The sequence below is a fragment of the Roseateles toxinivorans genome (assembly GCF_004362525.1).
Classification (GTDB): Bacteria; Pseudomonadota; Gammaproteobacteria; order Burkholderiales; family Burkholderiaceae_C; genus Paucibacter; species Paucibacter toxinivorans.
Genome location: NZ_SNXS01000011.1, coordinates 37,421 through 59,809, shown reverse-complemented (window position 1 = coordinate 59,809; position 22,389 = coordinate 37,421). Strand labels below are relative to the sequence as shown.

Annotated in this window: 20 protein-coding genes; 13 read left to right on the top strand and 7 right to left on the bottom strand. The window is 69.3% G+C overall.

What is annotated here, in order from left to right; genetic code table 11:
- Positions 1-339 precede the first annotated feature (339 nt).
- The 7 genes from DES47_RS24925 (at position 340) to DES47_RS24895 (ending at position 9,077) form a co-directional block, all read left to right on the top strand.
- Entirely contained in the window at positions 340-1,311 is a 972-nt protein-coding gene (locus DES47_RS24925) for an NAD(P)H-dependent flavin oxidoreductase (protein ID WP_133703487.1), read from the top strand.
- Positions 1,308-1,760, top strand: a complete 453-nt coding sequence (locus DES47_RS24920) for a lipocalin-like domain-containing protein (RefSeq protein WP_133703486.1) — start codon at positions 1,308-1,310, stop codon at positions 1,758-1,760. The genes DES47_RS24925 and DES47_RS24920 overlap by 4 nt, the downstream gene beginning before the upstream one ends.
- Positions 1,757-3,469, top strand: a complete 1,713-nt coding sequence (paaN, locus tag DES47_RS24915) for a phenylacetic acid degradation protein PaaN (protein WP_133703485.1) — start codon at positions 1,757-1,759, stop codon at positions 3,467-3,469. The genes DES47_RS24920 and paaN overlap by 4 nt, the downstream gene beginning before the upstream one ends.
- Positions 3,466-4,947, top strand: a complete 1,482-nt coding sequence (locus DES47_RS24910; protein WP_133703484.1) for a carotenoid oxygenase family protein — start codon at positions 3,466-3,468, stop codon at positions 4,945-4,947. Before paaN ends, DES47_RS24910 begins: the two co-directional genes overlap by 4 nt.
- Positions 4,944-6,179 carry an acetyl-CoA acetyltransferase gene (locus DES47_RS24905; RefSeq protein WP_133703483.1) on the top strand — a complete coding sequence of 412 codons (1,236 nt, stop codon included), beginning with the start codon at positions 4,944-4,946 and terminating at the stop codon, positions 6,177-6,179. The genes DES47_RS24910 and DES47_RS24905 overlap by 4 nt, the downstream gene beginning before the upstream one ends.
- Positions 6,176-7,891 carry a class I adenylate-forming enzyme family protein gene (locus DES47_RS24900; RefSeq protein WP_133703482.1) on the top strand — a complete coding sequence of 572 codons (1,716 nt, stop codon included), beginning with the start codon at positions 6,176-6,178 and terminating at the stop codon, positions 7,889-7,891. Before DES47_RS24905 ends, DES47_RS24900 begins: the two co-directional genes overlap by 4 nt.
- Before the next feature lie 97 nt (positions 7,892-7,988).
- On the top strand, positions 7,989-9,077 hold the full coding sequence (locus DES47_RS24895) for an acyltransferase family protein (RefSeq protein WP_133703481.1): 1,089 nt from the start codon (positions 7,989-7,991) through the stop codon (positions 9,075-9,077).
- Here the strand turns inward: DES47_RS24895 and DES47_RS24890 are convergent, their stop codons facing one another.
- Both DES47_RS24890 and DES47_RS24885 read right to left on the bottom strand, forming a co-directional pair.
- On the bottom strand, positions 9,078-9,272 hold the full coding sequence (locus tag DES47_RS24890) for a YgaP family membrane protein (RefSeq protein ID WP_133703480.1): 195 nt from the start codon (positions 9,270-9,272) through the stop codon (positions 9,078-9,080). It lies immediately after the preceding gene.
- 64 nt (positions 9,273-9,336) lie between these two features.
- The gene (locus DES47_RS24885) at positions 9,337-9,738 is read right to left on the bottom strand and encodes a rhodanese-like domain-containing protein (RefSeq protein WP_133703479.1); all 402 of its coding nucleotides are present in this window, start codon (positions 9,736-9,738) and stop codon (positions 9,337-9,339) included.
- A 102-nt stretch (positions 9,739-9,840) separates the two neighbouring features.
- Between DES47_RS24885 and ftrA the strand changes: the two genes are divergently transcribed.
- The gene (gene ftrA / locus DES47_RS24880) at positions 9,841-10,815 is read left to right on the top strand and encodes a transcriptional regulator FtrA (RefSeq protein ID WP_133703478.1); all 975 of its coding nucleotides are present in this window, start codon (positions 9,841-9,843) and stop codon (positions 10,813-10,815) included.
- Here the strand turns inward: ftrA and DES47_RS24875 are convergent.
- From DES47_RS24875 to DES47_RS24860, 4 genes are all read right to left on the bottom strand, one after another.
- Positions 10,793-11,719, bottom strand: coding sequence for a pyridoxal-phosphate dependent enzyme (locus DES47_RS24875; protein WP_133703477.1), 927 nt, complete (start codon positions 11,717-11,719; stop codon positions 10,793-10,795). The genes ftrA and DES47_RS24875 overlap by 23 nt on opposite strands.
- An 80-nt stretch (positions 11,720-11,799) precedes the next feature.
- Positions 11,800-12,411 (bottom strand): lysozyme inhibitor LprI family protein, encoded by a 612-nt coding sequence (locus DES47_RS24870; RefSeq protein WP_133703476.1) that lies wholly within the window; start codon positions 12,409-12,411, stop codon positions 11,800-11,802.
- A gap of 104 nt (positions 12,412-12,515) precedes the next feature.
- Complete coding sequence (locus tag DES47_RS24865; protein WP_133703538.1) at positions 12,516-12,890, bottom strand: YciI family protein; 375 nt, start codon at positions 12,888-12,890, stop codon at positions 12,516-12,518.
- Between the two features lie 66 nt (positions 12,891-12,956).
- Positions 12,957-13,763 carry a hypothetical protein gene (locus DES47_RS24860; protein WP_133703475.1) on the bottom strand — a complete coding sequence of 269 codons (807 nt, stop codon included), beginning with the start codon at positions 13,761-13,763 and terminating at the stop codon, positions 12,957-12,959.
- 95 nt (positions 13,764-13,858) lie between these two features.
- Between DES47_RS24860 and DES47_RS24855 the strand changes: the two genes are divergently transcribed.
- From DES47_RS24855 to sodC, 4 genes are all read left to right on the top strand, one after another.
- Positions 13,859-15,154 (top strand): FAD-binding domain-containing protein, encoded by a 1,296-nt coding sequence (locus DES47_RS24855; RefSeq protein WP_133703474.1) that lies wholly within the window; start codon positions 13,859-13,861, stop codon positions 15,152-15,154.
- The gene (locus tag DES47_RS24850; protein WP_208115112.1) at positions 15,135-16,526 is read left to right on the top strand and encodes a M16 family metallopeptidase; all 1,392 of its coding nucleotides are present in this window, start codon (positions 15,135-15,137) and stop codon (positions 16,524-16,526) included. Before DES47_RS24855 ends, DES47_RS24850 begins: the two co-directional genes overlap by 20 nt.
- On the top strand, positions 16,523-17,992 hold the full coding sequence (locus tag DES47_RS24845; RefSeq protein WP_133703473.1) for a M16 family metallopeptidase: 1,470 nt from the start codon (positions 16,523-16,525) through the stop codon (positions 17,990-17,992). The genes DES47_RS24850 and DES47_RS24845 overlap by 4 nt, the downstream gene beginning before the upstream one ends.
- A gap of 89 nt (positions 17,993-18,081) precedes the next feature.
- A complete protein-coding gene (gene sodC, locus DES47_RS24840) occupies positions 18,082-18,621 on the top strand; it encodes a superoxide dismutase family protein (protein ID WP_133703472.1) in 540 nt (179 codons plus the stop codon).
- Here sodC and DES47_RS24835 read toward each other — a convergent pair.
- On the bottom strand, positions 18,611-19,435 hold the full coding sequence (locus tag DES47_RS24835; RefSeq protein ID WP_133703471.1) for a DUF5694 domain-containing protein: 825 nt from the start codon (positions 19,433-19,435) through the stop codon (positions 18,611-18,613). The genes sodC and DES47_RS24835 overlap by 11 nt on opposite strands.
- A gap of 118 nt (positions 19,436-19,553) precedes the next feature.
- Here DES47_RS24835 and DES47_RS24830 point away from each other — a divergent pair, with 118 nt between their 5' ends.
- A complete protein-coding gene (locus tag DES47_RS24830) occupies positions 19,554-22,385 on the top strand; it encodes an ATP-binding protein (RefSeq protein WP_243748453.1) in 2,832 nt (943 codons plus the stop codon).
- The last annotated feature ends 4 nt before the right edge of the window (positions 22,386-22,389 follow it).

Below are 22,389 nucleotides of genomic sequence, written 5' to 3'. Positions count from 1 at the left end.
GGGGCGGGGGGCCGGCCCCTGCGGGCTGAAGCTTGGGCCGGTCCCTTCGGACCGACCTCCAGCTTCTTTATGCCCGCCGTGGCCGGCCCCCCACCCCCTCTGCGGATGCGTTGGTGGCCGCCGACCCAGATCACGGAGCGAGCTCTGCGCGTTGGCGGGTGGGCGCATCCGTGACAGCAGGAGCGAGGGCGTGCCGGCCGCAGCGGGCATAGAGAAGCCGGAGTCCGGCCCGTTCAGGACCGGACAAGGCTTCAGCCCGCAGCGGCCGGCGCGCCCTCGGTCCTGCCGCCTCAGTCTTCATGTGTCGAGAGTCGCGCGCAGCGCGGTGGAGCAACCGAGATGAAACCCTCCGCAAGCCTGAGTCCGCGGTTGCCGTTGTTCGCCGCGCCGATGTTCCTGATCTCCGGCCCCGAGCTGGTGCTGGCCGCCTGCAGGGCCGGCATCGTCGGCGCCTTCCCGACGCCCAATGCGCGCAGCCCCGAAGTGCTCGAGTCATGGATGCGCACCATCACCGAGGGCCTGGTGCGGGCCCGCGACGAACAACCCGCCGAGAGCCTTGGCGCCTGGTGCGCCAACCTGGTGACGCACCGCTCCAACGCGCGCCTGCCGGAAGACCTGCAGCTGGTGGCCCGCTACCAGCCGCCGGTGGTCGTCACCGCGCTGGGCAGCCCCAGGCCGGCGATCGAGGTGGTGCATGGCTATGGCGGCCGGGTGTATGCCGACGTCACCACGCCGACGCTGGCCCGCAAGGCGGTCGAGGCCGGCGCCGATGGCCTGGCCTGCATCTGTGCCGGTGCCGGCGGGCACACCGGGCAGATCAGTCCGTTTGCCTTCGTCAGTGCGGTGCGCGAGTTCTTCGACGGCCCCATCGTGCTGGGAGGCGGCGTCAGCGACGGCTGGGGCCTGGCCGGCGCGATGGCCTGCGGCGCGGACCATGTCTATATGGGCACCCGCTTCATCGCCACCCACGAGAGCCTGGCCGCACCGGCCTACAAGCAGATGCTGGTGGACGGCTCGGTGGAAGACCTGGTGGTCAGCGCCGGCATCACCGGCACGCCGGCCAGCTGGCTGAAGGCCTCGCTGCGCGCCAACGGGCTGGACCCCGACCAGCTACCCGCCAAGCCGCCCGAGCGCAACTACGACAGCAACGAGCAGCCGGCCAAGCGCTGGTCGGAGCTGTGGGCCGCCGGCCAGGGCCTGGGCACGATACGCGCGGTAGAGCCGCTGGCCGACGTGGTGGCCCGCATCGAGGCCGAGTTCATGCAGGCCCGCGCCCATCTCGCGGCCTGGACACCGGGAGTATCCCGATGAATGAGAACAACGTCCTGTTGGGCACCTGGCAACTGCTTAGCTGGGAGATCGCCCACGCCGACGGGCGGCCGCCCAGCCTGCCCTTTGGCGCCGACGCCACCGGCCTGATCGTCTATAGCAGCGATGGCTGGATGAATGCCTGCATCGCCACGGCCGGCCGGCCGCCGCTGTCCAGCGTCAGCGTGCGCCAGGCCCCGGAGGCCGAGCGCATTGCCGCCTTCGAGAGCTTCTTCCAGTACGCCGGTCGCTACCAGCTGCAGCGCGGCGAGCAGGGGCTGCAGGTGGTGCATCAGGTCACGCACTCGCTGAACCCGAACTTCGTCGGCAGCCAGCAGGTGCGCGACGTCAACTTCGATGCGCAGGGTGTGCTCACCCTGTCAGCCAGCGAAGCATTGCCGGACGGGCAGATGCGCCATCACCGCCTGCGCTGGCGGAGGGCCACATCATGACTCAACACTGGTACGAGCAGCACCGACCCCGCTTCGAGCGTGCGCAGGATGCCTGTCGCGAGCGCCATTGCTGGAGCCCGTTCGCCGAAATGCCGGGCCTCTACCCTGACGCGGCCGGCGCGCAGGCCCGGGCGCAACAGGGCTTTGCGGCCCAGCGGGGCCGGCCTTTCGCGCTGGAGCAGCCCGGCCGCATCGGCTCGCTGGGCGAGGAGGTCTCGCCCTACACACAGGAACCGCTGGGCATTGCCTATCCGCAGGCCGATATCGACACCCTGTTCGACGCCGCCGAGCGCGCGATGCCGGCCTGGGCCGCCGCGAGCATCGAGACGCGCATCGGCGTGCTGATGGAGCTGCTGGACCGGCTCTACCGCGAGCACCTGTTCGAGATCGCCACGGCCGTCATGCACACCGCCGGCCAGAGCGCGAACATGGCCTATGCCGGCTCGGGTGTGAACGCGCTGGATCGCGGCATCGAGGCCCTGGTGCAGGCCGAGCAGGCGATGCGCGCCGTGCCGGCGCAGGCGCGCTGGCAGCGCGGCTTCGGCAGCGCCGAGATCGTGCTCGACAAGACCTACCGGCTGGTGCCACGCGGCGTGGCCGTCTGCTTTGCCTGCGCCAGCTTTCCGACCTGGAACGCCTGGCCCTCGATGCTGGCCAGCCTGGCCACCGGCAACCCGGTGATCGTCAAGCCGCACCCGGCCTCGGTGCTGCCGATGGCGATCACCGTGCGGGTGTTGCGACAGGTCTTGGTCGAGGCCGGCTTCGATGCGAATCTGGTGACGATGGCCCTGGACTCGACGGCCGAGCCGCTGGGCAAGCGCCTGGTCCAGCACCCGTTGACGCGCATCGTCGATTTCACCGGCAGCGCCCGCTTCGGTCAATGGGTCGAGCGCCATGCGCATCCGGCGATCGTGTTCAGCGAGACCTCGGGCTGCAATACCGTGGTGCTGGAGTCGGTGGTCGATCTCGACGCCGTGCTGCGCGCGCTGGCCACCACGATGTGCCTGTTCAGCGCGCAGATGTGCACCAGCCCGCAGAACCTCTACCTGCCGCGCGCCGGGGTGCGCACGCCCGCCGGCCTGGTGCCGCTGGACGAGGTGGCGCAGCGGCTGGCGGCGGCGATCGATTCCATAGGGCGCGAGCCCAGGCGGGCGGCGATGCTGCTGGCCGCCATCCAGTCGCCGCAAACGCTGGACTTGCTGCGGCAGATGACAGCGCAGGGCGCGGCCGCCGGTCGCGTGCTGCTGGCGCCGCGGCCCTACGCCCACCCCGAGTTTCCGAATGCCCGCACCAGCACGCCACTGCTGGTGCAGACCGACAAGACGCAGCGCGGGCTCTACGGCCAGGAGCGCTTCGGCCCGATCGGTTTCGTCATCGCCTGCGACGACGCTGCCGATGCGTTGACCCAGGCCACCGCCGATGTGCGCGAGTTCGGCGGCCTGACGGCCTTTGTCTACAGCCAGGACGAGACCTTCATCGCCGCAGCCGAAGACGCCTATGCCCGCGCGGGCGCCCAGCTGACCATCAACCTCAGCGGGCCGATGCCGCTGAACTTTGCCGCCGCCTACAGCGACTTCCACGTCACCGGGCTGAACCCGGCGGGCAATGCCAGCCTGACCGACCTGGCCTTCGTGGCCAGTCGCTTTCGCATCGTGCAGTCGCGCCGACCGGCCGTTCTGCAGCCTGAACTACAGGAGACAACAACATGAACGCACGCGTCGAGCCGCTTGAGGCCTTCCAGCCCTTTGGCGAGGACCACGGCCCCCACCTCACCGGTGCCTTTGCTCCGGTCTTCGACGAACTGGAGTTGAGCGATCTGCCGCTGGTCAAGGGACGCATTCCGAGCGATCTGAATGGCGTTTATATGCGCACCGGGCCTAACCCCCGCTTTGCGCCGCAGGGCCGCTACCACCCCTTCGACGGTGACGGCATGATCCACGCCGCGCAGTTCGAGCGCGGCCGGCTGACCTACCGCAACCGCTGGGTGCGCACCGAGGGCTTTGTCGAGGAGGAGGGGGCCGGCGAGGCGCGCTTTCACGGCATCCGCGAGACCCTGAAGGGCCGCGACGACAAGCGCCTGAAGGACAGCGGCAACACCGACCTGGTGGGCCACGCCGGCAAGGCGCTGGCGCTCTGGTACATGTCGGGCGAGGCCTGGGAGTTCGATCCGATCACGCTCGAGACGCTGGGCAAGTCGGCGGCCATCACCCAGACCGGCGGTGCGATCTCGGCCCATGCCAAGGTGGACGAGATCACCGGCGAGCTGATGTTCTTCGACTACGGCCTGGAGGCGCCCTATATGAGTTACGGCGTGCTCGCCGCCGATGGCAGCCTGGCCCACCATGTGCCGATAGCCCTGCCCGGCCCACGGCTGCCGCATGACATGGCGATCACCGAGCATTACTCGATCCTGCACGACCTGCCGCTGTTCCACAACCACGAGGCGCTGAAGCTGGGCCGGCACAAGATCGAGTTCCACCCGGAGATGAGCACGCGGCTGGGCGTGATCGCGCGCCATGGCGCCGGCGACTCGATCCGCTGGTTCGACTTCAGCCCCTGCTTTCTCTATCACGTCGTCAACGCCTGGGAAGAAAGTAGGGAAGGGGGCGACTGGATCGTCATGGTGGGCTGCCGCTACATGCCGGCACGCCAGGCCGACGGCACGGTGGACGCCCCGCGTACCGCGCGCGACGTGGCCGAGCTGGTGCAGCATGCGCGGCTGTGGCGCTGGGCGATGAACCTGAAGACCGGCCAGACGCAGGAGCAGCCACTGGATGCCGAGCGCAATGTCGAGTTCCCGACCTTCAACGCCGCGCTGGCCGGCCGGCGCACGCGCTTCGGCTATCTGTGCGACCAGCGCGAGGATGTGGTGCTGCAGTGGCCGGGCATACGCAAGTACGACCTCGACAGCGGCGAGATGCTGTCCGCCTGGTCGGATGACCGCGAGCACAGCTGGTATTCGGAGCCCTGGTTCGCGGCGGCCGACGAGCCGCAGTCCGAGGACCATGGCTATGTGATCGCCTTCCAGTGGAATGCCGCAACCCGGCAGCAGACGCTGGACATCTTCGACGCGCGAGACCTGTCCCGCGGGCCGGTCGCCCAGGTGGCGCTGCCGCGCCATATCCCGACCGGCTTCCATGGCTGCTGGATCGCCGCCTCGCGCATCGCCGGCTGGGGTGCACGGTGAGCCTGCCGACCTATATCCTCGGCGGCCATCAGAGCGACTTCGCCAGGGCCTGGTCGCGCCAGGGTCAGGACATCTCCGACATGATGCGCGAGAGCGTGCAGGGTGCGCTGGCCAGTGCGCGGATCGAGCCGGCGCAGGTGGCCAGCATCCATGTCGGCAATGCCTTCGGCGAGCTGACCCGGGGCCAGGCCCATCTGGGCGCCATGGTGGCCCAGGTGCTGCCCGAGCTGTGGGGCGTGCCTGCCATGCGCCACGAGGGCGCCTGCGCCTCGGCCTCGCTGGCGGTGCTGGCCGCGATGGCCGAGATCGAGGCCGGGCGCTACGACTGCGTGCTGGTGGTCGGCGCCGAGGAGTTCAAGAACCTGCCCGGTGATGTGGCCGCGCAGCATCAGAACTCGGCCGCCTGGCAGGGCCATGAGGATATCGATTGCCGCTTCATGTGGCCGGCCGCCTTCGGCGTGCTGGCGGCCGAGTATGAGCAGCGCTACGGCCTGGACCGCCGCCACCTGAACCGCATTGCGGAGCTCAACTACGCTCACGCCCGGCTCAATCCGCTGGCGCAGACCCGCCACTGGCAGTTCAATGAACGCAGCTTCAGCGACGACGACGAGGCCAATCCGCTGATCGAGCCCGGCACGCGCCGGCAGGACTGCGGCCAGATCACCGACGGCGCCTGCAGCCTGGTGCTGGCCTCGCCCGCCTTCGCCGCGGCCCACGCCCGAAGGCTGGGCCTGCCGCTGGAGCGGCTGGCGCGCATCAGCGGCTGGGGCCACCGCAATGCCGGCCTGCGGCTTAGGACCAAGCTCGCGCGCAGCCAGGGCGAGGCCCTGGTGTTTCCCCATGTGCGCGAGGCGATAGCGCATGCCTGGCAACGCGCCGGCGTGAGCGGGCTGGACGCCATCGACGGCATCGAGACGCACGACTGCTTCAGCATGACCGAGTACATGGCGATCGACCATTTCGGCCTCACGCCGCCGGGCCAGAGCTGGCAGGCGGTGGAGGACGGCCGCATCGAGCGTGGCGGCTCGCTGCCGATCAACCTCAGCGGCGGCCTGATCGGCTGCGGCCACCCGGTCGGTGCCACCGGCGCCCGCATGGTGTGGGACGCGGCGCGGCAGGTCACCGACACGGCCGATGCCTGCCAGATCGAGGGCGCGCGGCGCGTGCAGACGTTGAATATCGGTGGCTCCTGCGCCACCGTGGTCAGCTTTGTGGTCGAGGGGCAGCGATGATTCTTTGCGAGCCGCAGCGCATTGCGCAGATGGTGGGTGCGGGCCTGTGGAGCACCCGCACGCTGTGGGACATGTTCCTGGTCAACGTCGAGCGCGGGCCCGAGCAGGAGGCGGTGGTGGACCCACCGAACATGGCCGCGCTGACCGATGCCGCGCCGCGCCGGCTGAGCTGGTCCGCGCTGCACGCCGAGGTCGAGCGGCTGGCCGCGCTGCTCTATGCTGAGGGCCTGCGTCGCGACGACATCGTGATCGTGCAGCTGGCCAACTCGGCCACCCAGGTGGCGCTGTATCTGGCCTGCCATCGGCTGGGCATCGTGTTCTCGCCGCTGCCGGCCGTCTATCGCGAGTTCGAGATCGAACATGCGCTGCGCAGCACCGGCGCCAAGGCGCTGATCACCGGCGCGCGCATCGGCAAGCAGGCCCATGGCGCGATGATGGAGGCGCTGCGTGGCCGGCATGCCAGCGTGCGCACGCTGATCGTGTTCGGCGACGAGGTGCCGGCCGGCGCGGTGGCGGCGGACCGGGCAATGCTCGGCGAGCTGCCGATCGCCGCGATGCGCGTCTATGCGGCCTCGATAGGCCTGAGCGCCGACGACGTGGTCTCGATCTGCTGGACCTCGGGCACCGAGGCCAACCCCAAGGGCGTGCCGCGCAGCAGCAATGAGTGGTACTGGCAGTCCAAGGGCACGGTCGACTCGGTCGGCATGGGCGTGGGCATGCGCATCCTGAACCCCTTCCCGCTGGTCAATATGGGCGGCATGAGTTCGGGCTTCGTCGGCTGGCTACTCAAGGGCGCGACCCTGGTGCAGCACCATCCGTTCGACCTGGCGGTGTTCCTGCAGCAGATCCGCGACGAGCGCATCGAATACACGGTCGCCCCGCCGGCCATTTTGAACCGACTGCTGCAGCACGAGGCGCTGCTGGAGGGCATAGACTTCAAGCGGTTGCGGCGCATCGGCTCGGGCTCCGCGCCACTGTCGCCGTGGATGATTGAAACCTTTGCCCAGCGCTACGGCGTCGAGGTGCTGAATTACTTCGGCTCCAACGAGGGCGCGGCGATGTGCGGCAGCGCCGCCGACATCCCGGACACCGGCGAGCGCGCCACGCTCTTCCCGCGGCCCGGTGTGCCCGGTCGGCCGCCCTGGGCCGAGGCCATCAACAACATCGTGCAGACGCGGCTGGTCTCCGTGGACGGGGGGCATGAGATCGTCAAACCTGGCGAGCCCGGCGAATTGCGCATTGCCGGGCCGACGGTGTTCAGCGGGTACTTCGGCGAACCTGCGCTCAGCGACCGTTCATTCGACGCTCAGGGCTATTTCAGAACCGGCGACTTGTTCGAGATTGCCGACGCCGAGTGCCGCTACCTGCGCTATGTCGGCCGGCTGAAGGACCTGGTGGTGCGCGGCGGCATGAAGATCTCGGCCGAGGAGGTGGAGGGGCTGATCGCCAGCCATCCCGGCGTGGCCGAGGCGGTGGTGGTCGGTGTTGCCGATGCGGTGCTGGGCGAGACGCTGTGCGCCTGCGTCGTGCCGCTGCCGGGCCAGGCCCTGGACCTGCAGGCGCTGGTGAGCTTCCTGCGCGACGAGAAGAAGCTGGCCGCGTTCAAGCTGCCCGAGCGCCTGCTGCTGCTGGACGCGCTGCCGCGCAACCCGGTGGGTAAGGTGCTCAAGCGCCAGCTGCGTGAACAGCTCGATGGCGGCGGAACGCCGTGAGCAGGGGGCCCGCCGAGGCGCCGCGTAGAATTGCGCCCCTTCGCCGCTGAGCATTGCGGCGCTACCGCCGGGCCCGTCCTGGCGCGGCACCCCGTCCATGAGTTCTTCGTCCTCCCGTTGGCTGCACCTCGACCTGCTCAAGGCCCTGGCGGCGCAAGCCATCGTGCTGCACCATCTGTCCGCCTACGGGCCGATAGCCGATACCGTGCAGATGCTGCTGCCGGGGCTGATGGACTGGCTGTACGAGTACGGCCGCATGGCGGTGCAGGTGTTCCTGGTCGTCGGTGGCTTTCTGTGCGCGCGGGGCCTGGCGCCTGCGGGCCAGCTGCGGGCGGCGAGTCCGTTGACCCTGCTCTGGCAGCGGCATCTGCGGCTGGCGCTGCCCTTCATGGCGGCGGTGCTGTTGACGCTGGCCTGTTCGGCCCTGGTGGCGCCCTGGTTGCCGGAGCTGGTGCCGGAGTCTGTCGGCCTCGGGCAATTGCTGGCGCACGCGCTCCTGCTGCACGGCGTGCTCGGTCATGAGTCGCTGACCGTGGGTGCCTGGTACGTGGCCATCGACCTTCAGCTGTTCGCGCTGCTGCTCGGCCTGCTGTGGCTGGCAGGCCGGCTGGGCCCGGCGGCGGCGCGGCGCATCGGCCCTCTGCTGGTGCTGGCGATGGTGATGGCTTCGCTGTGGGTGTTCAACCTGATGCCGGAGCTGGACATGTGGGCGCCGTATTTCTTCGGCAGCTACGGGCTCGGTGCGCTGATCTACTGGCAGGGCCTGAGCCCGCGCTGGCGCCCTGCCTTGCTGCTGGTGGGTGCGCTGGTGCTGGCGGCGCTGGCCTTTGACTTCCGCGAGCGCATCGCCCTGGCCCTGGCCACGGCGCTGTTGCTGGCCTGGCTGCAGCAGCGCCATGTGCGGGGTCGGCCCCTGCTGGCCGAGGGCCGCGCCGCGCGCTGGCTGACACCGGTGCTGGCCCATGCCGGCACCCATGCCTACGCGCTGTTCCTGGTGCACTTCCCCGTCTGCCTGCTGGTCAATGCCTTGTTCGACCACGGCGAACCCGAGCGTCCCTATACCGGGCTGCTGGCGATGGGCACCGCCTGGCTGCTCAGCAATATGGCGGCGCTGCTGTTCTACCGCTGGATCGAGGCGCCTGCCGGCCGCCTGCGACTGGCCTTGCCCGGCCTCAGGCGGGCCTGATCAGCGGTCTTTCATGGGGCAGGTGTTCATGCCTAGCAGGGGATACGCGGGGCAGAAACGGAAGATGCCGGTGAGCAGAGGCACCACGCCGATATAGCCCCAGACGCCCACGGTGCCGCTGGCCGCCAGGCCGATCAGGACCAGACCGCCGACGATACGCAGGACCCGGTCTATCGTGCCTACATTGGGTTTCATGATCAGCCTTTCATGGTGTGTCAGTGAATTCTGCGCCTCGCCGCGGGCTGCGATGTGATGTGCATCAAGACTTCTGCTGCGTCAGTGCAAAGCCCTCATCCACCCAGCCGGTGATGCCGCCTATCATGATCTTCACCGGCCGCCCCAGCTGGGCCAGGCGGATGGCGGCACGCTGGGCGCCGTTGCAATGCGGGCCGGCGCAGTAGGTGACGAAGACGGTGTCTGGTGGATAGTCGGCAAGACGGGACTCGATCATCTTGCCGCGCAGCAGATGGGTGGCGCCGGGCACATGGCCGGCGGCGTAGTGCTCGGCACTGCGCACGTCCAGCAGCACGAAGTCGGGTTGGCCGCTGCTCAGCGCGTCATGCACATCCCAGCAGTCGGTCTCGAACTGCAGGCCATGTTGAAAGTGGGCCAGGGCGGCGGCGGACGAGGCCGGGGCGACGGCGGTAACAAGTGTGGACATCAAGAACTCCTGCTGGGGCGGTGGAAGAACAGGCGTCCAGTGTGCCCAGCGGCGGCCTTACGAGACAGTGGCGTGATTGCCATGATTCGGTAACATCGCGCCATGAAAGACCATCTCGTCGCCGCCGTCGCCTACGACCGCCTGTGCACCTTCGAGTTCGCCTGCACGGCCGAGCTGTTCGCCCTGCCCAGGCCCGAGCTGGAGGTCGACTGGTACCGCTACGCCGTCTGTTCGCCCGAGCGGGGCCGGCTGCGCTCTGCCGGCGGCCTGATCGTCGAGGCACCGTACACGCTGCGCCTGCTTGCCCGGGCCGACACCATCGTCATGCCCGGCTGGCGCGATGTGCACGAGGCGCCGCCGCCGGCCCTGGTCAAGGCGCTGGCCGAGGCCTACGAGCGCGGCGCGCGGCTCACTTCGATTTGCTCCGGCGTGTTCGTGCTCGCCGCGGCCGGCGTGCTGGACGGCAAGTCGGCGACCACGCATTGGCGCTATGCCGATCTGCTGGCCCAGCGCTTTCCGTCCATCAAGGTGCGGCCCGACGAACTCTATGTCGATGAGGGCCAGGTCATCACCGCCGCCGGGTCGGCCGCCGGGCTGGACATGCTGCTGCACCTGGTGCGGCGCGACCATGGCGGCAGAATAGCCAACCGCGTCGCCCAGCGCCTGGTGCTGCCACCGCACCGCGATGGCGGCCAGGCGCAGTTCGTGCCGCGACCGATGCCGAGCGACGAGATCGGACGGCTGGCCCGGCTGATGGACTGGATGCGTGCCAATCCGCGCCTGCCGCACAGCCTGCAGTCGCTGGCCGACGAGGCGGCCATGAGCCCGCGCAGCCTGCAGCGCCAGTTCAGCGAGGCCACCGGCCTGTCGCCGATCGACTGGCTGATACGCGAGCGCGTGGCCCTGGCCAAGGACATGCTGGAGGCGCAGGACCTGCCGATGGCGCGCCTGGCCGAACTGGCGGGCTTCGGCTCCGAGGAATCGCTGCGCCGCCACTTCCGCGCCAAAGCTGGCACCAGCCCCAGCGCCTACCGCCGGCGCTTCGGCAGGGCCGTCACTGCGGGCCCAGTGCCTTGAACCACTGCTGCAGCTGGGCCAGGCTGGCGGTGACGCCGCCGCAGACGATCACCAGCACATTCCGGTAGGGCCGCAGCGCCGCATGCCGGCCGTAGACCGCGGCCAGCGCCGCGCCACAGGCCGGCTCGACCAGCAGCCGCTGGTCGTCGATGAAGCGCAGGCAGGCGCTGACGGCCTCGAAATCGGACACCACGACGCTTTGCACTTCGTGGCTCTGCGTCAGTGCAAAGGCCTGCTCGCAGACCTGGCGTGCCCCCAGCGAGGTGGCGATGCTGGTGATGGCCGGCAGCTCAATGCGACGGCCCGCCGCCATGGCCTGGGCCAGCGAATCGGCGCCCGCGGTCTCGACCGCCAGCACCGGTACATCGGCCCAGTCATTGCGACGCAGGCCTTCGATCACACCGCTCAGCAGACCGCCGCCGCCGACCGACAGCAGCACCGCGTCGGGCCTGGGCGCGCCGCTGGCCGCCACCTCGTCGATCATGCTGGCATGGCCCTGCCACAGCAGCGGGTCGTCGAAGGGGTGGAGCAGGGCGGCATCGCCGGTCGCCCTGCTTTGGGCCAGTGCATTCGCCTCCTGCCAGGAGGCGCCATGGACGATCAGCTCGGCGCCCTGCTGGGCGATCAATTCCTTGGCCCGGGCGGTCGTTGTCTGGGGCACAACGACGGTCACCGGCACAGCCAGCAAGCGCCCGCAATAGGCCGCCGCAATGCCGGCATTGCCGCCCGATGACGAAACGAAGCGCCGCGCGCCGCGTTGCTGGTAGGTCTGGCACGCATGGCCCATGCCGCGCAGCTTGAACGAGCCCGGTGGCTGCAGCGCTTCGAGCTTGAGCCAGATTTGTTGGTCTGGCGTGGAGAGCGAGGCGGAAAGAAGCAGGGGTGTCTGGATGTGCAGAGGCATGCGCGCAGCGGGTCAGTTGTAGCCCGGATGGAATCCGGGGCCCCGGATTGCATCCGGGCTACGGCGGGGGCTTCCGCCGGTCACTCTTTTCTGCACTTCCACTCCGGGCTGCCCGGTCCCCAGACGATCTTGGCCTGGCCCTCCAGCTCGAAGAAGCTGACCTGATCGCCGGCATAGCTGGTGCCCACGGCACCGGGCTTCAGATAGAGCACCGAGGCGGTCTCGTCGTACTCGGCCAGCATCGTTGGCGGGTCGGTGGCGAAGGTCGCGGTCTTGACCACATCCTCGGGCTTGCTGCCGCACTGGTAGTTGGCCTTGGCGGTCGGCGGCATCAGCGCATAGGTGGCCAGCAGCTCGGCAATGCGGCGCTGGTAGCTGAGCTTCAGGCAGGCCGCCGCATCAGCGGCCTTCAGGCATTCGTCGCGCGACTTGGTGCCCCAGCCGCGCTGTTCGGCCTTCAGCATCGGCGGCTTTTCCTTGGCGGCGATGGGCTCGGCGGCGCTCAGCGTCTCCGCCATCTTCTTGTCCAGCGCCATCAGCGACTCGTCCTTGCACAGCCAGGCGTCCAGGCTGCCCGGCTTGGCCTTGGCGCAGCTGGCCACGCCGGCCTGGGCCTGGGCGGCGCCGGCGGCGGTCAGCATCAGGCCCGTCAAGCCCAGCAGGGCGGCGGATTTCAGCGAGCAAAGTCTCATGGGGGTGCTCCTCTTATTGTTGGGGTGGGCGGGCTGAGCCTAGCTCAGGATGACCCGCCCGCACAAGGCGTGGCGGGTGCTTGTGGCTGAGGGTTTTCCGCGGGTCAGTCGGCGGCGGCCAGCGACTCCACATAGCAGGGTGCGGTCTCGCGCACTTCCACCGTGCACCACTCGGCGGCGGGGCACTGGGCGGCAATATCCAGCGCTTCCTGGCGGGTCTTGCAGTTGATCAGGAAGAAGCCGCCGACCATCTCCTTGGCTTCGGCATAGGGGCCGTCGATCAGATGCATGCGGCCGTTGCGCACTTGCAGCTGGGTGGCGTCGGTGTGCGAGCGCAATGACTCGCTGGCGATCAGCAGTCCGCGTTCATGGAGGTCTTGGCCGAAGCGCACCATGCGGTCGTAGACGGCACGGCCCTCGGCCTCGGTGCGAGTCTGGCGCTGGTTCAGCGGCTCTATCATCATCAGCATATAGGCCATATCGTCTCCCTGTTGTCGCATTGAGCGCGCTGATTAAATCATCCGGGGCGCTCATGTCAGCTGAACCTAGCGTGCCATCAGCGCAGCCATCGCCTTGCCGACCTCGCCGTCGATCAGGGCGTTGATCATGCGCACCTTCTCGGCCGCGTTCAGCGCGGCCCACGGGTCGTCGGTACTTTGCTGTGCGCGGCCCGATCCGATCGCCTGAGAGGCCTTGATGCTGCGCCTGCCCAGTACCCGACCGGACGGAAAGTCCACCAGACTCAGCTGCAGGTAGGTATAGGGCGCGATGAAGCCGCGCCCGCCCTGAGAAGCCCCCGAGTTCTCGTTGTTCTGGACACTCTCCCAGGTCCCATCCAGATAGAACCCGAGTCCTTCGAGCTTGCCCGCGCCATCGATCATGCCGCTGTCGACCGTGACTTGCGCATCGTCACGCAGCTTGCCGATCAGCACCAGCCGGCCCGCCCCCTGCTCGCGGATCACATTGCGCACGGCTTCAGGCATTTGCAGCACGCCATTCGCCACCTCGAACAGCGTTCGCTGCTTCTCGAACAGCACCGGACTGCGGGTGTTGATCGCGGCGAACTCCGCATTGGGCACCGCCTGACGAATCGCCTTGATGGCGGCAGCCACGGCAACATCATCGAACACCGGGTCCGCAATCGGCAGGGACGAGCGCAGGTTGTTGTCCACCAGGGATCCGGTCTGCGGCCGTCGCACGACCGTATCCAGCCGGTCCCCGATCAGGGACAGCAGGGCGTAAACCGGGACTGGGTCCGGCCCGGCGGCTGCTTGCGCCGAGACCCCGGGACTAGCCGCACCGAAGACCGTGAGCAGCAGCCAAAATGCCAGATAGCGAGTTGCTTTGTTCATGGTGCCATCCTAGCGCTCATTGCATGAGCCTGGCCGCAGAGTGCCGGCAGCACCGACAATAGCGCCTTGCCCGCCACTTGCGGGCCTGGAAGCTTATGAAGTCGAATCATCTGGAACTGCCGCGTTTCGAGCCCACCGTGACGGCGGCCCTGGCGCGTCTGGCCGCCATCAAGCCGGGCGACTATGCCCGCACCCGCAACCACCTCGGAGGCGCGGTCAGCAAGATCTCGCCCTACCTGACCCATGGTTTCATCAGCATGCCGGAGGCGGCGCGTTTTCTGGACTCACGCCACCAGCTGGACCTGCAGAACAAGTTTGCCTACGAGCTGGGCTGGCGCGAGTTCTTTCAGCATGTCTGGCGCCACGAGGGCGATGGCATCCTGAGCTCGCTGCACGAGGGCCCGCTGCCCGATGCCGCCTATGGCGCCGAGCTGCCGCTGGACATCCGCGAGGCACGCACCGGCGTGCCGACGATAGACGCCGCGGTTCGCATGCTCTATGCCTGCGGCTATCTGCACAACCATGCGCGGATGTGGCTGGCCTCCTACATCGTCCACCTGCGCAAGGTGCACTGGCGGGCCGGCGCCGACTGGATGCAGGGCCATCTGCTGGACGGTGACCTGGCCAGCAACCACCTCAGCTGGCAATGGGTGGCCGGCACCGGCAGCCACAAGCCCTATCTGTTCAATGCGGAGAACGTGACCCGCTTCACGCCCAAGGGCATGGCCGAGTGGTCGGCCAAGGGCACGGTGCTGGATGCCTCGTATGAGGCGCTGGAGCAGATCGCGCGCAGCCCCGAGGCGGTGGCCACGAAGCCACTCGCCAAGGGCGTGATTGAGCCGAAGCTGCATGCCGCACCGCCCGAGGCGCTGGTGGCCCAGCTGGGCAAGGCGGTCGAGCCGCCCAAGGCCAAGGCCGCTGCCGCCCGCGAGGTCTGGCTGGTCCAACCCTGGGGCCTGCGCGATCTGCCGGATCGCGTGCCGCCCAGCACGCTCAAGGTCGGCCTGCTGCTGACCGATTTCCATGGCGCCTTCCCTTGGAGCGAGCAGCGCTGGCGCTTTGTGCTGACGCGCATGGCCAGGCTCTGCGACGAGATCTGGCTGTGCGACGCTGCGGCGCTGAAGACCGCCCTGGCCAAGGCCAAGAGCGTGCGGGGCCAGGTCTCGCCGCACATCGCCGGCTATCTGCAAGCACAGATGGACGGCTGGGAGACCGAGTTCCCGCCCACCCTGCTGGGCGAGCCCGGCGAGCGCTGCGCCTCGTTCTCGCAGTTCTGGGCCCGCACCACCACAGGTCTGCGCCGGTTGACCGAGCTGCCCGGCCTGGGCGGCCTGGGCCTGGCCGAGCCCGAGGAACTCGACGAAGATGACCATGAAGACGACGACGAATGATGTAGCCCGGATGCAATCCGGGTTGGTGGCGCCTATCGGTCGCCGCACCCTGCTGCTGGCCGCCTCGGCCCTGGCCCTGCCGGTGTGGGCCCAGTTGGCCGTGCCGCCGCTGCCCTTGACCCAGCGCACCCTGGCCAATGGCCTGCAGGTCATCGCCTCCCCCGATCCGCGCGCCGCCACGGTCAGTGTGCAGGTCTGGTACCGGGTCGGTGGCAAGGACGATCCGGTCGGCCGTTCGGGCTTTGCCCATCTGTTCGAACACATGATGTTCAAGGCGACCAGGCACATGAAGGCCGAGCAGTTCGACCGCCTGACCGAGGACGTGGGCGGCATGAACAATGCCTTCACCGCCGAGGACATGACCGGCTACGAGGCGCTGGTGCCGTCCAACCACCTGGAGCGCATCCTCTGGGCCGAGGCAGAACGGATGTCCAGCCTGACCGTCGATCAGGCCAATTTCGACAGCGAGCGCCTGGTCGTGCAGGAGGAATTCCGCCAGCGCGTGCTGGCCGAGCCCTACGGCCTGCTGTTCAATGCAATGGCGTCCGAGGGCTTCGAGCGCCACCCGTACAAGCGGCCGGTGATAGGCAGCATCGAAGACCTGAATGCCGCCACCCTGGATGATGTGCGCCGCTTCCATGCCACCTACTACCGGCCCGACAACGCGGTGCTGATCGTCACCGGTGGGTTCGATGCCAGGCAGCTCGATGCCTGGGTGGACCGCTATTTCGGCGGCCTGCAGCGGCCCGCCACGCCGGTTCCGCGCGTCAATGTGCAGGAGCCGCGGCTGGCCAGGGACCGTGTCGTCGCGCTGACCGGCGCCAATGTGCCGCTGCCGGCGGCGCTGCTGATCTGGCAGGCGCCCAAGGTCGCCAGCCCCGACACCAAGGCGCTGCGCGTGGCCCAGGCCCTGCTCAGCGCCGGCGAGTCCTCTCGGCTCAACGAGGCCCTGGTCTACCGCCAGAACATCGCCCAGAGCGCCGGCTTCGAGGCCGCCCAATACGCCGACGCCGGCCTGCTGATCGCCTTCGCCATCGCTGCCGGCAAGCAGCGGGCCGAGCAGCTGGTCGCGCCGCTGATGCACGAGATCACGCGCCTGGCCACCGGCCCCATCGCGGCGGCCGAGCTGGACAAGGTCAAGACCGGCCTGCTGACAGCCGCGCTGGTGGCGCGCGAAACGCCGCAGGGCCGCGCCAGCGCAATCGGCCAGGCGGTTGTGCTGCAGGGTGATGCGAATGCCGTCAACCGTGAGCTGAGCGAGCTGCAGGCCGTCACGGCGGCCGATGTGCAGCGGGTGCTCAAGACCCATGTGCTGGACGCCAGGCGCGTGACGATCCACTACACGCAGAAGAAGAAAGGCGCCAAGTCATGAGCCGCCCGAAGGTCCTGCTGACGGGCATCGCCCTGGCCTGCCTGAGCGCCATCACCCTGGCACAGACCCCGGGCGTCGATGTGCCGCCGCTGCCCGGCCCGGCCGCCGCGATCAACGTGCCGGCGATCGAGGAGTTCCGCCTGACTAACGGCGTGCGCGTGGTGCTGGCAGCGCGGCACGATGTGCCGCTGGTCAGCGCGCTGTTGCGGGTCGAGGTCGGCAGCCTGGCCGATCCGGCGCGGCGTGCCGGCCTGGCCGGCATCACCGCCACCCTGCTGACCAAGGGCGCCAAACGCGCCGGCAAGACGCTGGACGCGACCCAGATCGCCCGCGAGGCCGAGGCCCTGGGCAGCAGCCTGACGGCCAGCGCCGGCTGGGAGAGCAGCCTGCTGGGCCTGACCGTCTCGACGCCGAAGCTGGACGCCGCCGTGGCCCTGCTGGTGGACCTGCTGCGTGCGCCCACCTTCCCGGCCGAGGAGCTGGAGCGCACGCGGGCCCAGGCGCTCGACGCACTGAAGCTGGCCCAGTCCAACCCGACCCAGGTGGCGCAGGACGTGGCCCGCCGCGTCTTCTGGGGCGCCAGCGCCTATGGCGCATCGAGTACGGCGCAGACGCTGGCGCGCATCCAGCGCGATGACGTCGTCGCCCTGCACCGGCTGTGGGTGAGGCCCGAAACGACCACCCTGATACTGGCCGGTGACCTCAGGCTAGCCGAGGCCCGCGCGCTGGCCGAACGCACGCTGGGCGCCTGGCCGTCGAACCGCATGGCGCTGCCGCGCATGAGCGCCGCGCCGGCTGAAGCGCTGGACAGCGCCCTGGTCTTGGTCAATCTGCCCGGCGCTGGCCAGGCGGGCGTGGCCGTGGCTGCGCCCTTTGTGCCGCAGGACCAGGTGCAGGCGCGCCGCATCGGCTCGGTGGCCAATGCGGTGCTGGGCGTCGGCTATTCGGCGCGGCTGAACCAGGAGGTGCGCATCAAGCGCGGCCTCAGCTATGGCGCGGGCAGCAGCGCGGCCAGCCACCGCGTCGGCGGCCTGGTGCTGGCCCAGGCCCAGACCAACAACCCGACCGCCGCACAGGTCGTGGAGCTGATACGCGCCGAGATGACGGGCCTGGCCACCCGCCCGCCCGACGCCACCGAGCTGGCCGCGCGCCAGGCGGCCCTGGTCGGCGGCTTTGCCCGCAGCCTGGAGTCCACCGCAGGCCTGGCTTCGGTGGTGGCCGGTCAGATGGACCGTGGCCGCCCGCTGGCCGAGCTGAACAACACCGTGCCCGAGCTGCTGGCCGTCACCGCGCCCCAGGTCGGCGAGTTCGCCGCCGCCCATTGGGCCGCGTCGGCGCTGCGCACCGTCGTCGTCGGTGATCTGAAGGCGGCCGGTGAGGGTTTGCGCGGCTTGGACGCCAAGGCCCTGGTGGTCGAGATGGACCAGCTTGATCTGGCCGCACCGGGCCTGGTGCGGGGGAGGTAGTCTCCATCAGGGCTATCGATGCCGGCAGCGCCGGTCGGTGCTACCGTGGGCGACGCCGCCGTCTGAGCGGCTTTCAACTGGGAGCAACGATGAAGCGATTGACGATGGCGATGGTCATGACCGCTGCCGCGAGTTTTTCCAGCGCCAGCCTGGCCGCTGGCCCGCTGAGCATTGCGATGCGCATTGCCGATGACAGTGGCCCCGGCGCTGCCGTGGGCGAGGTGCTGGTCAGCGAGTCGAAGTACGGCCTGGTGTTCACTCCGGCGCTGAAGGGCCTGCCGCCCGGCCTGCATGGCTTTCATGTGCATGAGAACGCCAGCTGCGCCGCGGCGCAGCGCGATGGTAAGCCGGTGGCGGCCCTTGCCGCCGGTGGCCACTACGACCCGCACAAGACCGGCCAGCATGGCGCGCCCTGGAGTGAGACCCATCAGGGCCACCTGGGCGATCTGCCCGCCCTGTATGTGGACGCGCAGGGCAATGCGCAGCAACCGGTGCTGGCGCCCCGGCTCAAGCTCGCCGATCTGGCGGGCCGTTCGCTGATGATCCATGCCGGTGGCGACAACCACGCCGACCATCCCGCGCCGCTGGGCGGTGGCGGCGCACGGGTGGTCTGCGGCGTCAGTCCTTGATCTCCCCCGTTTTGTCGCCAAGCAGGTAGGGCACGGCCTCCACCAGGCGCCAGCCCGGCTGCTCGAGCACGCACTGGCGCAGCAGGTAGGCATGGCCCGAGCCATAGACGACCACGATGCGGTCGCCCGGGCGCGCCAGCTGCACGATGCGGGCGCAGATGCGGGCATTGCGCGTGTACCACTGGCCCAGCAACTCGGCACCCGGCTGCTTGTCTCCCTGGCCGAAGTGCAGCGCCTCGGTATAGAACTGGTGGTCGCGCAGCAGGGCCTCCGGGCTGTTTATGGTGGCCAGCAGCTCGGGGATGCTCTGGCGCGGCTGCCGGGCCTCGAAGTCCTTGCTGCGTTGCTGCAGCAGGGCCACCATCGCCTGCAGCTTCGGCTCCATGCCCTGCTGCCTGGCGTAGTCCTGCAGCGCCTGGAAGGGGAACATGCCATCGGCATCGATGCCATAGGCGGCGGTGTGGCCGCGCGCGTCTGCAAGACGAAAGCCGATCTGCTCGACCTCGTTGCGCCGGGTTTGATGCTTGCCCTGGCGCCAGTCAAGATAGCCCGGCAGCTCCGGCGAGTCTGGAGGGGTCGCCCGGCGCTCCACCATCACCTTGTCGGGCTTGAAGACGGCCAGGCGCCGGGTCAGCGTCTGCAACTCGGCCTGGCGCCTGGGGCTCAGCACGTCATCGACCTGGGTGTTGACCACGTCCTGGCCCGGATTGCCGAAGTGGTAGGTGCCCAGCACCATCACCTGTACCTCAGCGGCTGCGACCGAGGCAGCTGCCAGACAAAGGGCCAGGGCCAGCCCCTGTTTGCGGTGGTTCATCATGTCTCCTTGGCTTGCGGTGGGCCTATTGTTGAACCGCGGTGCCGCCCGCCGCAGCCGGCATGCGACAGGCTGCGCCGCGCAAGGGGCGGGCGGTCGCAAACGGTGATATGTTCTGGTGAACACTCTTGCACGGTGGGCGATGCTGCTGTTCGATGACGACGACGCGCTGGCGCAACTCGAGGCGGAACTGCCCGGGCTGATCGGCGCCGAGCGTGGCGTCGCCACCGTTCGTCTGGCCTGGCAGCTGCGCGAGCGCGACACGCGGCGGGCGCTGGCGCTGGCTGACCGCCTGCGCCAGACCCTGACCGGCCCGGAGGCTGGCGCCCAGCAGGCAAGACTGAAGTTGCTGGAAGCCGAGGCCAGGCGATTGTTCGGCGAGTTCGCCGCCGGCTTCGAGGCCGCCCGTGACGCGCTCGCCGGCTTCGATGCGCTGGGTGACACGCTCGGTCGAGCCGACACCCACTGGGTGCTGGCCCAGCTGCATGGCGCGCTGGGCGAGACGGCCCTGGGCCAGAGTGAGCTGGAGCTGGCGATCGATGGGGCCTTGCACGCCGGAGACGCCACGCGACGGCTGATCTTCGAGGCCACCATGGCGCGCAACACCACCTTCGGCGACTGGCGCCAGGCCGATGCGCGCTGGGCCCGGCATTTCCCGCCGGACACGACGGGCCTTCATCCGGCGGCGGTCGCCGCCATTGAACTTTATCGCGGCAGCCGGGCATTCCGCGCGGCCGACTATGCCCAGGCGGTGCGCCACCAGATGCTGGGTTTCGAGGCTGCCCTGCAAAGCGGCCAGTTGCAGAACGCCATCAGTGCGGCGGCCAATAACGGCAATGCCTTCGCCAGCCTGAACGACTACGAAACCGCGCTGGACTGGGGCCAGCGCGCCCTCGACCTGGCCCGTCCCACCGGCTGGCAGCTGCGCATCGGCGGCTGCCTGATGCAGATGGGCGAGACCCTGCGCAAGCTCGGCCGCCTGGAACTGGCCCAGGCGCTGCTGGACGAGGCCATGCCCTGTCTGGCGCCGGTGCGCGGCTCCCGCAACTACGCCGTGGCGCTGTGCTACCGCGTGGATCTGGCGCTGGACCGGGCCGACTTTGCCCAGGCGCTGAGCCTGCTCGATGAGCTGGACCGGGGCGAGATCGCCTCCGATCTGCGTCTGCGCACGCAGCGCGGCCGTGCCCACGCGCTGCTGAGTCTGGGCCTGCATGAGCTGGCCGAGGCGGTGGCCCAGCAGGCCCTGGATCTGGCGCTGCAGGCCGACGCGCCCGTCCATCAGATCGAGGCCCTGCAGATGCTGGCCCATGTGCGCGGAGTCCGGCCGGGCGGGTCCGATGCCTCGACTGAGCGGGGCGTGCTGACCTGCCTGGACCAGGCGCTGGCCCTGGCCAGAGGTATTGCCGGCTACCAGGTGCCCATCGACCTGCTGGCCACGCTGGCGGCCGAGTACGCCCGGCTGGGCCGCTACGAGCAGGCCTATGCGACCGAGTGCGAGGCCTCGGCGGCGCGCGAGAAGACGCACAGCCGCGAGGCCACCGACAGGCTGATGGCGATGGAGCTGCGCTTCCTGTCCGAGAGCGCCAAGGCCGAGGCCCAGCACCAGCGCCAGTTGCGCGAGGCCGAGGCGGCGCGTGCCGACCTGCTGCAGCGCAACAGCCTGACCCTGGAGAAGCTGGGCGTGATCGGCCAGGAGATCACCGCGCACCTGGAGTCGGCCTCGGTGTTCGAGACCCTGAACCGCCATGTCCATGCGCTGCTCGATGCCAGCAGCTTTGCCATCTATCTGCTCGACGCCGATGGCCGGCAGCTCAGCTCGGTGTTCGATGTCGAGCAGGGCCTGCGCCTGCCGCCGGACCATATCGCGCTCGATGATCCCGACTCCTATGCCGCCCGCTGCGTGCGGGAACGCCGCGAGGTGGCGGTCGAGCTGGCAGGTGATGGCAGCGACCCCAACCAGATGCCCGGCACCATGCCCACTCGCAGCGCGATGTTCGCACCGCTGCTGGTGGACCAGCGGGTGCTGGGCGTCATCACCACCCAGTCGCCGCGCGCCCAGGCCTATGCCGAGCACGAGTGGCTGATCTTCCGCACCCTCAGCGCCTACACCGCCATCGCCCTGGACAATGCCAGCGCCTACCAGCGCCTGCAGGACGCGCAGGGCCGGCTGGTCGAGCAGGAGAAGCTGGCGGCGCTGGGCTCCCTGGTGGCCGGCGTGGCCCATGAGCTCAACACGCCGATAGGCAACGGCCTGTTGATGGCCAGCACCCTGCTGCAGAAGACCGAGGCGGTGGAGCATCGCGCCGGCGCGCAGACGCTGCGTCGCAGCGAGCTGAACGTCTTTTTCGGCGATGTGAAGCAGGCCTCGCGCTTTCTCGTCAGGGGATTGCAGGACGCTGCCGAGCTGGTGGACAGCTTCAAGCAGGTGGCGGTGGACCGCAGCAGCGCCCAGCGCCGCCGCTTCGACCTGGCCAAGACCAGCCAGGACGCGGTGGCGATGATGATGGGGCGGCTGCGCAATGCCGGCCACCAGATCACGCTGGACATACCCGAGGGCATCTGGCTCGACGGCTATCCGGGGCCTTTTTGCCAGGTGCTGACGAATCTGATCAACAACGCCCTGATCCATGCCTTCGATGGCCGCGAGGGCGGGCAGATGCGGCTGACGGCCAGGGCGCTGAAGGACGACCGCGTCGAGCTGTGCTTCAGCGACAACGGCGCCGGCATTGCCGCCCACCATCTGCCCCGCGTGTTCGAGCCCTTCTTCACCACCAAGATGGGCCGGGGCGGCAGCGGCCTGGGCCTGTCCATCAGCTACAACATCGTCACCTCGCTGTTCGGCGGCGAGCTCAGCGTGAGCAGCGAGCCGGGCCAGGGCAGCCGGTTCGTGATGACCTTGGCGCTGCAGGCGCCGCAGGTCGAGAACCCCGCAGCCGGCCTGGCAAGCTGAGGCC

What these genes read in the sequence shown, in the direction of transcription:
- DES47_RS24910 (WP_133703484.1), top strand. Translation starts at nt 3,466, where the DNA reads ATGAACGCACGCGTCGAGCCGCTTGAGGCCTTCCAGCCCTTTGGCGAG.
- DES47_RS24855 (WP_133703474.1), top strand. Translation starts at nt 13,859, where the DNA reads ATGAAGTCGAATCATCTGGAACTGCCGCGTTTCGAGCCCACCGTGACG.
- DES47_RS24920 (WP_133703486.1), top strand. Translation starts at nt 1,308, where the DNA reads ATGAATGAGAACAACGTCCTGTTGGGCACCTGGCAACTGCTTAGCTGG.
- DES47_RS24900 (WP_133703482.1), top strand. Translation starts at nt 6,176, where the DNA reads ATGATTCTTTGCGAGCCGCAGCGCATTGCGCAGATGGTGGGTGCGGGC.
- DES47_RS24865 (WP_133703538.1), bottom strand. Translation starts at nt 12,890, where the DNA reads ATGGCCTATATGCTGATGATGATAGAGCCGCTGAACCAGCGCCAGACT.
- DES47_RS24925 (WP_133703487.1), top strand. Translation starts at nt 340, where the DNA reads ATGAAACCCTCCGCAAGCCTGAGTCCGCGGTTGCCGTTGTTCGCCGCG.
- ftrA (WP_133703478.1), top strand. Translation starts at nt 9,841, where the DNA reads ATGAAAGACCATCTCGTCGCCGCCGTCGCCTACGACCGCCTGTGCACC.
- DES47_RS24860 (WP_133703475.1), bottom strand. Translation starts at nt 13,763, where the DNA reads ATGAACAAAGCAACTCGCTATCTGGCATTTTGGCTGCTGCTCACGGTC.
- DES47_RS24885 (WP_133703479.1), bottom strand. Translation starts at nt 9,738, where the DNA reads ATGTCCACACTTGTTACCGCCGTCGCCCCGGCCTCGTCCGCCGCCGCC.
- DES47_RS24835 (WP_133703471.1), bottom strand. Translation starts at nt 19,435, where the DNA reads ATGAACCACCGCAAACAGGGGCTGGCCCTGGCCCTTTGTCTGGCAGCT.
- DES47_RS24890 (WP_133703480.1), bottom strand. Translation starts at nt 9,272, where the DNA reads ATGAAACCCAATGTAGGCACGATAGACCGGGTCCTGCGTATCGTCGGC.
- DES47_RS24850 (WP_208115112.1), top strand. Translation starts at nt 15,135, where the DNA reads ATGAAGACGACGACGAATGATGTAGCCCGGATGCAATCCGGGTTGGTG.
- paaN (WP_133703485.1), top strand. Translation starts at nt 1,757, where the DNA reads ATGACTCAACACTGGTACGAGCAGCACCGACCCCGCTTCGAGCGTGCG.
- DES47_RS24875 (WP_133703477.1), bottom strand. Translation starts at nt 11,719, where the DNA reads ATGCCTCTGCACATCCAGACACCCCTGCTTCTTTCCGCCTCGCTCTCC.
- DES47_RS24845 (WP_133703473.1), top strand. Translation starts at nt 16,523, where the DNA reads ATGAGCCGCCCGAAGGTCCTGCTGACGGGCATCGCCCTGGCCTGCCTG.
- DES47_RS24870 (WP_133703476.1), bottom strand. Translation starts at nt 12,411, where the DNA reads ATGAGACTTTGCTCGCTGAAATCCGCCGCCCTGCTGGGCTTGACGGGC.
- DES47_RS24895 (WP_133703481.1), top strand. Translation starts at nt 7,989, where the DNA reads ATGAGTTCTTCGTCCTCCCGTTGGCTGCACCTCGACCTGCTCAAGGCC.
- sodC (WP_133703472.1), top strand. Translation starts at nt 18,082, where the DNA reads ATGAAGCGATTGACGATGGCGATGGTCATGACCGCTGCCGCGAGTTTT.